The sequence below is a fragment of the uncultured Abyssibacter sp. genome (assembly GCF_964000955.1).
GTDB lineage: Bacteria > Pseudomonadota > Gammaproteobacteria > Nevskiales > OUC007 > Abyssibacter.
This window is the reverse complement of record NZ_CAXFCL010000138.1, coordinates 1-13,956: the sequence shown is the minus strand read 5'-3', so window position 1 is coordinate 13,956 and position 13,956 is coordinate 1. Positions and strand designations below refer to the sequence as shown.

Genomic DNA, 13,956 nt, shown 5'->3' with positions numbered 1-13,956 from the left:
CCGGTGATCGGCACGCGGGCGACGATGGTCTTCCCGATGTTCTTCTGCCAGATGCGCACGGTGGCGATGCCGTCCTGAGGAATGCGCTCGGCGGCGACCAGCCCGTTGGTGATGGCGAAGGACCCGACCGCCGCGGTCAGGTTGCCGCAGTTGCCGCTCCAGTCCACGAAGGCCTTGTCGATGGACACCTGACCGAACAGGTAGTCGACGTCGTGATCCGGCTGCGTGCTTTTCGACAGGATCACCGTCTTGCTGGTGCTGGACGTGGCGCCGCCCATGCCGTCGGTTTGCTTGCCGTAGGGGTCGGGGCTGCCGATCACCCGTAGCAGCAGCTTGTCGCGGGCCTCGCCCGCGACCTGCGCGGCTTCCGGCAGGTCGGTGAGACTGAAGAACACGCCCTTGGACGTGCCGCCCCGCATGTAGGTGGCGGGGATCTTGATCTGGGGTGCGAAGGCCATCGAACAGCTGCCGGAATGCGTCAGTGGGGGCGCAATGTTAGCAGTCCCGACCGGCGTGTTTCCCCGACCTTCCGGTGGTTGCGTGCAGGGAGTGGACCGGTTTCAGATCACTGATCGCGTCCGGCATTTTCCGGTGTCCACGATTGACGTTCGGTCTTGCCCGATTCCGGCGCGGCGCACCGGGCAGCGGTTGAGCCTGCCCGATGCGTCACTCCGCCATTGGCGCTGAACTACCAGTTTGCGCTTAAGGTCAGGCTCAACTGCCGCGTCGGTGTCTGGGTCGCGAAGTAGGAGTTCGCGTACAGGTTGTGGTCGGCGACGAAGCTGAGCGCCTTTTCGTTGGTCAGGTTGCTGCCGCGCAGCGTGACCGCCCAGCGCTCGCTGCTGGGCCCGACGCTGATCCGCGCCCCCAGCAGGGTCTGCTCTTCCTGGTAGGCATTCGGGTCCAGGTCCAGCGTCAGGTACTGCTCGCCGCGGTAGCTCACGTCCGCGCCCACGGTGATGCCCAGGTTGCGACCCAGCGGAAACTGCACTTCGGGACCCAGGGAGGCGGTGATGTCCGGCGCCTTGGGCAGGGGTCTGCCGCTCAGGTCCTGCTGGCAGTCTTCCAGCGCGCCGCACTCGGCGCTCTGCGGCGCGGTTGGTGGCCCGCTGGGGTAGCTGACGTACTCGGCCGTGGACAGTGCCAGGGCGCCGTTGATCGTCAGCCAGTCCCACGGTGCCAGCCAGGTGGCGTCGAGTTCAAAACCCTTCAGGATGGACTCGGCGGCGTTGTACACATCAAAACTCACGCCGTTGAAATTCACGACCTGCATGTTGCTGACGGTGGTGTGGTAGTAGGTCGTGTTCAGCGCCAGTGAGCCGTCCAGCAGCCGCATCTTGGCGCCCACCTCGTAGCTGTCACCCCGCTCGGGCTCGAAGACGAGATCCTCGCTGTTGAACGAGATGCCGTTGAACCCGCCGCTCTTGTAGCCGCGGGTCCAGTGGACGTAGGTGGAGATGTCGTCGGTGAGCTGGAAGCGAAGCCCGACCTTCGGAGACACCTCGGTTTCCCGCCGCTCCAGCGGTTCGCTGAAGTTGGTGTTGGGCGGGCTGTTGGCGCCGACCACCGCCGCGGTGATCCCCAGGCCGCGAGAGGTGACGCTGAGCAGCGCATCCTTGTCCTCCTGACCGACGCGCAGGCCCAGCAGCAATTCGAGCCGGTTGGTCAGTGACAGCGTCACCTGCCCGAACGCCGCCATGGACTGCGACTCCTGGTAGAACGCCTGATAAATCCCGTCGCCCAGATCGATCGGCGGGACGATCGGGCCGGTGATGGGCCCGATCAGTTCGAACAGATTGCTGATCAGGCCGTCGTCGGCGGCGAACAGGGCCTCGGCGCCGGCGGGCGTCAGCACGAATTCGACAATGTCGGTTCCGAGCGCGACATCCACACCGATGTCGATGGTGCTCTGGAAGAAGAACAGGCCACCAACGTATTCGGCATCCAGTCCGAACAGGTCGAAGTTGCCCGTGCCTCGCAGCTCGAACGAATCCTGGTCGTAGCCGAAGTCGACGTTGACATTGACGAGGTCCGCGGCGCTGACGTCGTAGTCCATCCGGATGAGGTTTTCCATGGACGCATGACCCACGATCCCCGTCAGGGTGTGATTGCTGCCCAGTTGATAGTCGCCAGCCAGATGAACGAGGTCGGTTGTGTGCTTGACGAAACCCGGGGTGTTGAAGGTCGTCTGGTTGTTGTAGGGATCGTCCTCGGTGGTCGGATCCTTGGTCCGGGCGTAGTCGAGCGCATCCTCGTCCATGGCGTAGGGCTGCCACGGGGCGTAGGTGTTGTCGATGTCGGCAAACTGGCCGCCCAGACGCAGCTGCAGATTGTCCGTGGCGTCATAGGTCAGCTTGAGTCTGGCGGCGTACTGGTCGAACGAGGACTCGTAGCGATCCAGGAAGCTGTTCTTGACCTGACCGTCCTGGTGCCAGGCCATGCCGGCCACGCGGGAGAGCAGCTTGTCCGTGAGGGGCTGGTTGAATACCACTTCGGCGCGGCGCTGGTCGTCCTCGCCGCCGGTGAGCAGGACCGATCCCGAGCGCACCGGTTCCGGTTCGCCGGTGCCGAAGATCAGCACGCCGGCGATGGTGTTCTTGCCGAACAGGGTGCCCTGCGGTCCGCGCAGCACCTCCACCCGGTCGATGTCGTAAAGTCCGTCGGGAATGAATTCGGTGCGGCCCAGCGGCACGTCATCGACGATCAGGCCCACCGATGGTTCCAGGCCGACATTGTAGGTGTCGGTGCTGAAGCCGCGAATGCCGATGGTGGGGGACTGCGCGTCCACGTCCATTTCCAGGTTCGGCACCATGTCCTCGATGCCGCTGGCGTCGAACACGCCGGAGTCGCGCAGCCGGTCACCACCGACCACGCTCACCGCTACCGGAACCTCCTGCAGGGTCTGCTCCGTCTTCTGTGCGGTGACGACGATTTCCTCGATCACGCGTCCGCGACGCGGGCTCGGTTCGGGCTCGGGTTCCGGCTGGGCGAGCGGGATCGTGTCCTCGTAGGGTTCGCTGGGTGCAGCCTTCGTGTCTTCGGGTTCGGACGATGTGGATTGTTCCGAAGTGTCCTGCGCCGGTGTCTCCTCGGCCGTCTCGGCATCCGGTTCCGAGAACAGGAAGTCCAGATCATCATCGGCCGCCATGGCGGTCGTGGCGACGGTCGCGGCGAGTAGTGCGCCACAAAGCCAGGTGACGCCGAAACACTGGCGGCCGCGGGGAATCGTGAGGAGCGGGTTCAGCATGGTGTTCAAAACTCGATGCCCAGTGAAACGACCACGGTGCGGGGTCGCAGCAATCCGTAGTTGATCGACCCGCCGGTGGTGCTGATGCCGTGAAAGGCGTTGACCGCGACGGTCTCGTTGAGAAGGTTGGTGCCGCTGATGCGCAGGGTGGGGGTGATCTCGCCCGGTCGGGTGAGGTTCAGCGACGCGCCGAGCAGACCGTAGGCCGGCAACTTCTCGTAGTTGACGACCTCGTTGTTGGAATCACCCTGATAGCTGTAGTTGACGCCGGAATTCATCATCCAGCGGCCGAAATACGCCTGGTGCATCACGCCGAGCGAGCCGGTGACCCGCGGCGTGGCCGGCAGGCGTGCGCCTTCCTCCGCGGTGCCGCGCGACGATTCGAAGGACTCGGTCAGGCGGGCATCCACATAGGCGCCGTTGAGCGTGACCATGAGATTGGCCGGCAGCAGCATCGTCAGCGCGGATTCGACGCCCTGGACGCGCGCGCCGCCGGCGTTGCTGATGTAGGACGTGGACGTGAGCTGACTGGACTGGCGTACCTGCGGATCGATCCACTCGATGTGGAAGCCGGTGAGGTCGAAGCGCAGCGCTCCACCAAGCCAGTCGGAGCGAAAGCCCAGCTCGTAGTTGTTGATCTCGTCCGAGAAGTAGGTGAACTCGATGTCCGGATCATTCAGCGGATTGTTGTTGAATCCGCCAAAACGGAAACCCTTGGCGTAACTGCCGATCACGCGGATGTTGTCGGTGGCGTGCCAGGTGATGGCGGCCTTGGGGTTGTAGCCTTGCTCCGTGAGTGGAACGCCGCTCGTGTCCCCGCTGGAATCCAGATAGCCGGTGCTCTCCTGACGAAAATACCGCCCACCGATATTGAGTTCGAAACGGGTGCCCAGCGGTCGGGTTACATCGAAGAAGATGGCGGTCTCGCCCGCGGTGGCGGAGACGTCGGAGGGGATGTCCAGCACCGGGATCGTCAGCGGGTCGATCAGCACCGTCAGGTTGGCCAGGGTGGTGTTGTTGAAGATCTGATCGGCATCCAGCCAGTACAGGCCGATCAGGTAGTCCCATTCGTCCAGCAGCCAGAACCCGGTATCGCTGGGCTCGGAAGACACCAGTCGAAGCTCGCCGGTGGTCTGTTCGGTGTGGCCTTCGTAGAGCTGGAGGACGGTCACGCCCGGCACCTGCTCGAAGCCCCAGAACGAGGTCAGATCGTAGATGCTCTCATTGTCCTTTTCGATGAAGCTGGCGATGCCGGTGACCGAGAAACTGTCGAAGGCGTACTCCGCCTCGCCGCGGTAAATGTTCGCCCAGGTGTCGCCGGGTGTTTCCGTGCGGCGTGAATCGGTTTCGCGACGGTCGGGATTGTCGGTGGCGCCGCTGGCATCGGCCTCCGCCTCGAAGCGGTAGGCCATCAGCTCGACGCTGAGGCGCTCGGTCGCGTCCCAGGTGCCAATGATCCGCGCCTGGGTGTTGCGTCCGCTGTCGATGTCGTCTTCGTCCGCGGTGAGGTCATCGATCGCGCCGGGATACGAGCGACGGGTGCCGACGATGCGCACCGCCGCCGAATCGCCGACCGGGCCGTTGAGATAGCCGGCGTACTCGCGATAGAGGCCATCGCTGTCGGACACGTTGCCGACGCCCGCCGAGAGGTTGCCGGAGAATTCCTCGTGGACCGGCTTGTTCGGCACGTAGCGGATGGCGCCGGCCAGCGCCGCGCCTCCGAACAGCGTGCCCTGCGGGCCCTTCAGCACTTCCACCGTGGCGAGGTCGTAGGGATCGATGCCGGGGATCGAGCCGGCCAGCGATGGATTGACCAGCGACACGTCGTTGAACAGATAGCCGGTGGTCGTGCCGCCGTAGCCGACCGTGCCGCTGGCGGTGATGCCGCGGATGACGACCTGCTGACGGATTTCCGACCCGCCGGAACTGCTGAACGTGACGCCCGGTGACTTGGAGAGAATCTGCTCGAGATCCGTGGCCCCGGCTTCGGTCAGGTCGTCGCCGGACATGGCGTCGATGCTCACCGGGATGTCGCGAACCGAGGATTCGCGCTTGGTCGCGGTGACGACGATTTCCTCGATTTGCCGGGACGGCGTCCGGCGTGCTGGCGGTTCGTCCTGGTCCTCGTCCAGCGGCTGGACCGGGATGGTCTCGACGGTCTCGGGGGCTGACTCCGCGGGCCTGCCGGCATTGCTGCCGCCTTCGTCCCGCGAGGCCGCCGCGTTGTCTCCGGAGGCTCCGCTGTCGTCCGCGGTTTCGGGGTCGCCGGTCTCGGGCCCGTTCGACGACTCGCTGGGCGGAGCATCGCCGAACAAATCGTCCATCCATGCATCGTCGTCACCCTGAGCCTGGGCCGCGTGGGCGCTCAGGATCAGTGTGGCCACGGCGAGCGCGCACCAGCGAAGAGGACGGCGGGCCGTCGGGTCGGGTTCTAGCATCAAGTCTGTTTCGGCGAGCCAAGATTTATGGTGGGGGAGGGCCGCAAATACCGTGCCCGGAGACGCCATCGGGCAGGCTTTTTCGCCTCGTTGGTATAAATCTACCGTCTAACCCGGGCATGGCGACGCAATGAAGGCCGTATTTACTACTGCGCTCGAACAGGAGTAGCAGCGATGCGCCGATGGCGTTGTCCAGGCGCTACGCGCCGCAGGGCTCGCACAATTCACGGTCACCGACACCGAGAACAACGGGTGGCGCCGGATGGTCATCGCGGCCTGACGCGGGTTCCCGCGTCGCTGGAGGCGCTGACGCTTCTGCGGTCCCGTGTCGGTCAGCGACTCTAGGGGTGGGCGGTGATGGCCTGATGGGATCCCCGGGCCGGAAACGTGGTCATGCGTGGCTGGTTGCCGACGGCGAACAGGCGCTTGCGGGATGCCGTCAAGCGGCCACCGTTGTTACAGCCGCCATTCCTTCAGCGTGTCGTATCCGAAGGGATGACGCCTCCTGCGCACCAGGGTGTAGCGGTCGAGCTTCCAGTCGATCGAGTCGATCTCGACGGGGCGCAGATCCTCGGGCGCCCGATAGGAGATCGGAACCTGCGGACGATTCCTGAACGCCATGTCGAGTCCCCAGAGGCTCATCGAACGCCGGACCTCCGAAATCAGTTCCGAAAACCCACCGGGCTCGTTCCTCGGCAGGAACGACCACTGCCGCCCGCCGGAGTCGCCGATGTGATCGAAACGCATCAATGCCGACTCGGCATTGATGGCATTTCCGACCTGCATCAGCGTCTCCAGCATGCCGGGCGTGTCCTCGTGGATGCCCGACAGCGATTGATGCCAGTGCTCGGGCGGGAACAGCGCGTCGCCGAGGCGTTCCGTCAGGCCGTGTTCATCCAGCGTCGCTTCCATCCTGCCGCGCACGTTGGTGGGCGGCTTCGACATGAGAATCAGACCACCGAGCGGCATCGATCTATCGGTCCTAGGCTGCTTTGGTTGACTCCAGAAAGTCTTGCGCAAAACGCTGGAGCACGCCACCGGCTTCGTAGATCGACACCTCCTCGCCGGTGTCCAGGCGGCAGGTGACGGGCACTTCGAGGGTCTCTCCGTTCTTGCGATGGACGACCAGCGTCAGCGTGGCGCCGGGCGCGCGTTCGCCGACGACGTCGTAGGTTTCCGAGCCGTCGAGGTCCAGGGTCTTGCGGGTGGTGCCGTCCTGGAATTGCAGGGGCAGCACGCCCATGCCGACGAGGTTGGTGCGGTGAATGCGCTCGAAGCCTTCGGCGACGATGGCCTCGACGCCGGCCAGGCGCACGCCCTTGGCGGCCCAGTCGCGGCTGGAGCCCTGACCGTAGTCGGCGCCGGCGACGATGATCAGCGGCTGCTTGCGGTTCATGTAGGTCTCGATGCCTTCCCACATGCGCACGACCTCACCTTCCGGTTCCAGTCGGGTCAGCGAACCCTGAACGACCTCGCCGTTTTCGTCCTTGACCATCTCATTGAAGAACTTGGGGTTGGCAAAGGTTGCGCGCTGCGCGGTCAGGTGGTCGCCGCGGTGGGTGGCGTAGGAGTTGAAGTCCTCTTCCGGCAGGCCCATCTTCGCCAGGTATTCGCCAGCCGCGCTGGTCGGCAGGATGGCATTGGACGGTGACAGGTGGTCGGTGGTGATGTTGTCACCGCAGACGGCCAGCGGACGCATGCCCTTGAGCGTGCGTTCGGCGGCCAGCGCGCCTTCCCAGTAAGGCGGGCGGCGGATGTAGGTGCTCATCGGGCGCCAGTCGTAAAGCGGGCTGATGTTCTCGTCCTTGATGACCTTGAAGTTGAACATCGGCTCGTAGACACGGGTGAAGTGCTCCGGCTTGACGCTCTCGGCGATGACCGCGTCGATCTCCTCGTCGGTCGGCCACAGGTCCTTCAGCGTCACGGCGTTGCCGTCCTTGTCGATGCCCAGCACGTCCTTTTCGATGTCGAAGCGGATGGTGCCGGCGATGGCGTAGGCCACGACCAGCGGCGGCGAGGCCAGGAAGGCCTGCTTGGCGTAGGGGTGAATGCGGCCGTCGAAGTTGCGGTTGCCGGAGAGCACGGCGACCGAGTACAGATCCTTGTCGATGATTTCCTGCTGGATCTTCGGGTCCAGCGCGCCGCTCATGCCGTTGCAGGTGGTGCAGGCGAAGGCGACGATGCCGAAGCCGAGCTGGTCCAGTTCGTCCTGCAAGCCGGCTTCCTCCATGTAGAGCTGCACGGCCTTGGAGCCGGGCGCGAAGGAGGATTTCACCCAGGGCTTGCGGGTCAATCCGGCCGCGTTGGCCTTTTTCGCCAGCAGGCCGGCGGCGACGACGTTGCGCGGGTTCGACGTATTGGTGCAGCTGGTGATCGCGGCAATGATCACGGCGCCGTCGGGCATGGAGCCGTCGGCCGGCATCTCCCAGGGGGCGGCGATGTGGCGCGCGGCCAGATCGGAAGTCGCCAGCCGGCGATGCGGGTTGGACGGGCCGGCGAGGTTGCGGGTAACGCTGGACAGATCGAAGGTCAGCACGCGCTCGTATTCGGCGGTCTCCAGCGCATCGGCCCACAGGCCGGTGGTCTTGGCGTAGTTCTCGACCAGGGCGATCTGCTCCGGCGTGCGGCCGGTGAGCTTGAGGTAGTCGATGGTCTGCTCGTCGATGTAGAACATCGCGGCGGTGGCGCCGTATTCCGGCGTCATGTTGGAAATCGTCGCGCGGTCGCCCAGGGTGAGCGCGCGGGCGCCTTCGCCGTAGAACTCCAGGTAGGCGCCGACCACCTTTTCCTTGCGCAGGAACTCGGTGATCGCGAGCACGATGTCGGTGCCGGTGATGCCGGGCTGCGGCTTGCCGGTCAGTTCCACGCCGACGATGTCGGGCAGGCGCATGTAGCTGGCGCGGCCGAGCATGACCGATTCGGCTTCCAGGCCGCCGACACCGATGGCGATGACGCCCAGGGCGTCCACATGCGGCGTGTGGCTGTCGGTGCCGACCAGCGTGTCCGGGAAGGCGATGCCGTCACGGGCATGGATCACCGGCGACATCCGCTCCAGGTTGATCTGATGCATGATGCCGTTGCCGGGCGGCACGACGTCGATGTTCTTGAAGGCCTTCTTCGTCCAGTTGATGAAGTGGAAGCGGTCTTCGTTGCGACGGTCCTCGATGGCGCGGTTCTTCTCGAACGCGTCCTTCTCGAAGCCGGCATGTTCCACGGCCAGCGAGTGGTCGACGATGAGTTGCGTCGGAACCACCGGATTGACCAGCGCCGGATCACCGCCTTTTTCCGCGATTGCGTCACGCAGGCCGGCCAGGTCCACCAGCGCGGTCTGGCCCAGGATGTCGTGGCAGACGACGCGGGTCGGGAACCACGGAAAATCCAGTTCGCGCTTGCGCTCGATGATCTGCTTGAGCGAATCCGTCAGCGTCGCCGGACTGCATCGTCGCACCAGGTTCTCGGCGAGCACGCGCGAGGTGTAGGGCAGCGTGTCGTAGGCACCCGGCTGGATGGCCTCCACGGCCTCGCGGGTGTCGTAATAGTCCAGGTCGGTGCCGGGAAGCGGTTTGCGGTGGGCGGTGTTGGTCATGGCGGCGAGGGGTCAGGTGTGAGGGGCAAGGGGAAAGGCGTGAGGAGCAAGGTGGGGGTGTCGGCGATGCGCCTGACACCTCACCCCTGACTCCTCACGTATCGAAAAACGAACCTCAGGTCCGCTTTTCGATCGGCACGAACTCCAGATTCTCCGGCCCGGTGTAGTTGGCGCTGGGGCGGATGATCTTGCCGTCGATACGCTGCTCGATCACATGGGCGCTCCAGCCGGCGGTGCGTGCGATGACGAACAGCGGCGTGAACATGTTCGTGGGCACGCCCATCATGTGATAGCTGACGGCGCTGAACCAGTCGAGGTTCGGGAACATCTTCTTGGCGTCCAGCATCACCGATTCCAGACGCTCGGCGATGTTGAACATCTTCATCGAGCCCTGTTCCTCCGACAGCTCCTTGGCGACCTTCTTGATCACCACGTTGCGCGGATCGGAGATGGTGTAGACCGGGTGGCCGAAGCCGATGATGACTTCCTTGCGGCCGACGCGTTCGCGGATGTCGGCCTCGGCCTCGTCCGGATTGTCGTAGCGCTTCTGGATCTCGAAGGCGACCTCGTTGGCGCCGCCGTGCTTCGGGCCACGCAGCGCGCCGATACCGCCGGCGATGCAGGAGTGGAAGTCCGAGCCGGTGCCGGCGATCACGCGGGAGGTGAAGGTCGAGGCGTTGAACTCGTGCTCGGCGTAGAGCACCAGCGAGGTGTGCATCGCACGGACCCAGGACTCACTGGGCGGCTCGCCATGCAGCAGATGCAGGAAGTGGCCGCCGATGGAATCGTCATCGGTCTCGACATCGATGACCTTGCCGTTGACCGCGTACTGGTACCAGTACAGCAGCATCGAACCGAGGCTGGCGATCAGCCGGTCGGCGATGTCGCGGGCATCGGCATGGTTGTGGTCATCCTTCTCCGGCAGCACGCAGCCCAGCACCGACACGCCGGTGCGCATCACGTCCATGGGGTGTGAGTTGGCCGGCAGTTCCTCCAGCGCGCCCTTCACGGCGGCGGGCAGGCCGCGGTAGGCCTTGAGCTTGGTCTTGTAGGCGCGCAGTTCGGCTTCCGTCGGCAGCTTGCCGTGGATCAGCAGGTAGGCGATCTCCTCGAATTCGCAGGCTTCCGCGATATCGAGAATGTCGTAGCCGCGGTAATGCAGGTCGTTGCCGGACCGGCCGACGGTGCACAGCGCGGTGTTGCCGGCGGCGGTGCCGGACAGCGCAACGGACTTCTTCGGCTTGAATCCGCCGGCGCTCTGGGTCGTCTCACTCATGGGGTTCTCCCGTTGTTCCGATTTTGAAGAGGTGTCGGTATGCGGCCCGCGTCAGGCCGACTTGCCCTTGGCGAACAGTGCGTCGAGCTTCTGTTCGTAATCGTGGTAACCGATCGAGTCGTATAGCTCCATCCGGGTCTGCATGCTGTCCACCACATTCTTCTGCGTACCGTCTTTGCGGACGGCAGTGTAGACGGCTTCGGCGGCCTTGTTGGCGGCGCGGAAGGCGGACAGAGGATAAAGCACCAGCCCGACGTTGACCGAAGCCAGCTCCTCGACGGTGTAGAGCGGGGTCGAGCCGAACTCGGTGATGTTCGCCAGGATTGGTACGCCGACGGCTTCCGCGAACTGCTTGTACATCGGCAGCTCGGTCATGGCTTCGGGGAAGATCATGTCGGCGCCGGCTTCGGCGCAGGCGCAGGCGCGGTCGATCGCGGCCTGCAAGCCCTCGACGGCCAGGGCGTCGGTGCGGGCCATGATCACGAAGTCGTCATCGGTACGGGCGTCCACGGCGGCCTTGATGCGGTCGACCATCTCCTGCTGGGTGACGATTTCCTTGTTGGGGCGATGACCGCAGCGCTTTGCGCCGACCTGATCCTCGATGTGCATGGCCGCGGCACCGGCCTTGATCAGGCTCTTGGTGGTGCGGGCGACGTTGAACGCGCTGGGCCCGAAGCCGGTGTCCACGTCGACCAGCAAGGGCAGGTCGCAGACGTCGGTGATGCGGCGAACATCGATCAGCACGTCCTCCAGGCCGCTGATGCCGAGATCGGGCAGGCCCAGCGAGCCCGCGGCGACACCGCCGCCGGAGAGGTAAATCGCGCGGAAGCCCGCACGCTGGGCGAGCAGGGCGTGATTGGCGTTGATGGCTCCGATCACCTGCAACGGTTTTTCTTCGGCCAGCGCCTGCCGGAACATCCGGCCTTTGGATGGTATGGACACGCGTCTCGACTCCGTGAGAGGGAAGGTGGCGCCTCTTGTACAAGAGCTGTGCCAGTCGTCGATGGCGTTGCAACGGTTGCGGCGGTTTGTCTTAACTTGCTGAAAATGCGGATAAAAAATTCATGGTCCGTGATGCGGTAAGCCGTCTATCTCGATTTCATGTGTTTCATGAAACGTCGTAGAATGTTTCATGAAACCATCGATGAAATAGCTGTCCGTCATGCCCGAGTCATTGTCCGCAACGGCGGGAACCACGCGTCCGAGCATCTGGACCGTGTCCGTCACCCGTCTGGCGCGTCTGTTCCGCGAGGTCAGCCCCGAATTCGATGACCGGGCGCGGATCGACGCGATCAACCTGGGGTTCGAGGAGGCGCTGGAAGAGATTCGCCGGCGGCTGAAGACGCAGCCCTGTGATGCCGTGATCGCGGCCGGTTCCAACGGCGCGTACCTCAAGAGCCGGTTGCCGGTTCCCGTGGTGCTGGTCAGGCCGACCGGGTTCGAGCTGATGGCCGCGTTGTCGCGGGCCAAACGCATGGCGGAGCGCGTTGGCGTCGTCACCTACCAGACCGAGCATGCCGAGTTCTCCGATTTTGCCGAGAGCTTTGGTCTGCAGATCGAACAGCGTGCCTTCGTCACCAGCGAGGACGCGCTGGATGCTGTCTCCGAACTGGCCGCGCAGGGGGTGGAGGTCGTGGTCGGCACCGGCATGGTGGCCGATTTCGCCGACGCGGCCGGTCTGCGTGGCGTGCTGCTGTACTCGGCCTCCAGCGCGCGGGCGGCCTTCGAGACGGCGCTGGACATCACATCGGCCACGCGCACGCTGCGGGCTCAGCAGGCCGACGAGGATCGCGGCCAGCGACGCACGCGGCGGCGTGTTGTCACCGACAGCGGCCCGGAACTGATCGGCGACAGCGAGCCGATGCGGCAGATTCGCGAGCGCATCGCCTATTACGGTTCCACTGACGCGGGCGTGCTGATTCTCGGTGAGACGGGAACCGGCAAGGAGCTGGCGGCGCGGCGGTTGCACGCAGGCAGCCAGCGCAGCCGGGGCCCGCTGGTGACGGTGAACTGCGGGGCCTTCGCCGAATCCCTGTTCGAGGCCGAGCTGTTCGGTTATGAGGACGGCGCGTTCACCGGCGCCCGGCGCGGTGGCCGGACGGGGCTGATCGAGTCGGCCCATCGCGGCACGCTGTTTCTGGACGAGATCGGCGAGTTGCCGCTGTCGTTGCAGTCCCGGCTGCTGCGGGTGCTGGACGGGCAGGAGATCCTGCGCGTGGGCGCCAACCGTCCGGTGACGGCGGATGTGCGTGTGGTCGCGGCGACCAACCGCGACCTCGCGGACATGGTTGCCCAGGGCGATTTTCGCCAGGACCTCTATTTCCGTCTCAATGTTCTGCGGGTGGAGCTGCCGCCGCTGCGTCTGCGACGCGGTGACGTTGCGATCCTGGCGCGGCATTTCCTCGACGAGCTGTCCGGCGACGGGGCCATGTCGCTGTCCGCCGATGCCTTGCAGCGGCTGCAGCGTTATTCGTGGCCGGGCAACGTGCGGGAGTTGCGGAATGTCATCGAGCGCGTGTTCCATCACGCCCGTGCGCTGGGAATGCAGGGGGCGCTGGACGCCGCGGTTCTGGACGCCTGCGCGCCTGAGCTCACGGCGGATGAGCGGAGCGTGGAGCCGGGAATGCCGGACAGGCGCCCCTCGGCGGACGAGTTGCAGGCGACACTGGCGCGCGTGAACGGGCACCGAGGCCGGGCGGCGGAGATCTTTGGCGTGTCCCGCTCCACGCTCTGGCGCTGGATGCGCGATGTCGATCCACTTGCCTGATGGGCGGTTGGGTCGCGGCGCTTGCCATCGTGTGCTCCATGACGACCCGAGAACCCGCGTGATCCGGGCGCACCTACCCGTCCGGAGAGTGTGCCGGTCGACCGGAGTGTTGATTCTCGACCGACAACAACACCGAGGAGACCGACATGCCCCTGGATGCTCAGACCGCCGGGTTTCTGCAACAGCTCGAAGCCGCCGGCGCGCAGCCGTTTCATGCCTTGCCGCCCCCCGAATCGCGGGCGGCCTTCAGCGCACTGATCGGCATGCTGCCGAGCTCGGATGCCGACATCGCCGGCACCGAGGATCGTCGCATTCCCGGTCCGGGTGGCGAGCTTGCGCTGCGGGTGTACACGCCGAAGGGGGAGGGGCCGTTTCCCGTGTTCGTCTACCTTCACGGCGGTGGTTTCGTGATCGGCTGCGTGGACGACTACGACCCGGTGTGCCGCGAGCTGTGCGCCCGGGTTGGCTGTCTGGTGGTTTCCGTCGACTACCGCCTCGCGCCGGAACATCCGTTTCCCGCCGCGCCGGACGACTGTTTCGCGGCCACGCAGTGGGTTGCCGCGCATGCCGCGTCGCTGGGCGGCGATCCGTCACGCATCGTCGTTGGTGGTGACAGCGCGGGCGGCAATCTTGCCGCCGTGG

The 13,956-nt window shown here is 65.2% G+C and carries 9 protein-coding genes; 2 read left to right on the top strand and 7 right to left on the bottom strand.

Going from position 1 to position 13,956, the window contains the following annotated elements:
- The 7 genes from ABNS06_RS06485 to prpB all read right to left on the bottom strand — a co-directional run.
- Positions 1 to 458, bottom strand: a 458-nt coding sequence (locus ABNS06_RS06485; protein WP_348673342.1) for a PrpF domain-containing protein, incomplete at its 3' end; no start/stop codon positions are given.
- Between the two features lie 230 nt (positions 459 to 688).
- Positions 689 to 3,247 (bottom strand): TonB-dependent receptor, encoded by a 2,559-nt coding sequence (locus ABNS06_RS06480; protein ID WP_348673340.1) that lies wholly within the window; start codon positions 3,245 to 3,247, stop codon positions 689 to 691.
- A 5-nt stretch (positions 3,248 to 3,252) separates the two neighbouring features.
- The gene (locus ABNS06_RS06475; RefSeq protein WP_348673338.1) at positions 3,253 to 5,631 is read right to left on the bottom strand and encodes a TonB-dependent receptor; all 2,379 of its coding nucleotides are present in this window, start codon (positions 5,629 to 5,631) and stop codon (positions 3,253 to 3,255) included.
- Positions 5,632 to 6,141: 510 nt separating this feature from the next.
- Positions 6,142 to 6,630 carry a hypothetical protein gene (locus tag ABNS06_RS06470; RefSeq protein ID WP_348673336.1) on the bottom strand — a complete coding sequence of 163 codons (489 nt, stop codon included), beginning with the start codon at positions 6,628 to 6,630 and terminating at the stop codon, positions 6,142 to 6,144.
- Positions 6,631 to 6,667: 37 nt separating this feature from the next.
- Positions 6,668 to 9,271 (bottom strand): Fe/S-dependent 2-methylisocitrate dehydratase AcnD, encoded by a 2,604-nt coding sequence (gene acnD, locus ABNS06_RS06465; RefSeq protein ID WP_348673335.1) that lies wholly within the window; start codon positions 9,269 to 9,271, stop codon positions 6,668 to 6,670.
- Between the two features lie 115 nt (positions 9,272 to 9,386).
- Positions 9,387 to 10,547, bottom strand: coding sequence for a 2-methylcitrate synthase (gene prpC, locus ABNS06_RS06460; RefSeq protein WP_348673334.1), 1,161 nt, complete (start codon positions 10,545 to 10,547; stop codon positions 9,387 to 9,389).
- A gap of 51 nt (positions 10,548 to 10,598) precedes the next feature.
- On the bottom strand, positions 10,599 to 11,489 hold the full coding sequence (gene prpB, locus ABNS06_RS06455; protein WP_348673333.1) for a methylisocitrate lyase: 891 nt from the start codon (positions 11,487 to 11,489) through the stop codon (positions 10,599 to 10,601).
- 220 nt (positions 11,490 to 11,709) lie between these two features.
- On the opposite strand from prpB, the gene prpR reads away from it, so the two are divergent.
- A complete protein-coding gene (gene prpR, locus ABNS06_RS06450; protein WP_348673331.1) occupies positions 11,710 to 13,314 on the top strand; it encodes a propionate catabolism operon regulatory protein PrpR in 1,605 nt (534 codons plus the stop codon).
- Between the two features lie 146 nt (positions 13,315 to 13,460).
- On the top strand, positions 13,461 to 13,956 hold a 496-nt coding region (locus ABNS06_RS06445; RefSeq protein ID WP_348673329.1), incomplete at its 3' end, for an alpha/beta hydrolase fold domain-containing protein.

Excerpts from the sequence above, each read along its gene's own strand:
- ABNS06_RS06480 (WP_348673340.1), bottom strand. The coding sequence starts at position 3,247 with ATGCTGAACCCGCTCCTCACGATTCCCCGCGGCCGCCAGTGTTTCGGC.
- ABNS06_RS06470 (WP_348673336.1), bottom strand. The coding sequence starts at position 6,630 with ATGTCGAAGCCGCCCACCAACGTGCGCGGCAGGATGGAAGCGACGCTG.
- acnD (WP_348673335.1), bottom strand. The coding sequence starts at position 9,271 with ATGACCAACACCGCCCACCGCAAACCGCTTCCCGGCACCGACCTGGAC.
- prpC (WP_348673334.1), bottom strand. The coding sequence starts at position 10,547 with ATGAGTGAGACGACCCAGAGCGCCGGCGGATTCAAGCCGAAGAAGTCC.
- prpR (WP_348673331.1), top strand. The coding sequence starts at position 11,710 with ATGCCCGAGTCATTGTCCGCAACGGCGGGAACCACGCGTCCGAGCATC.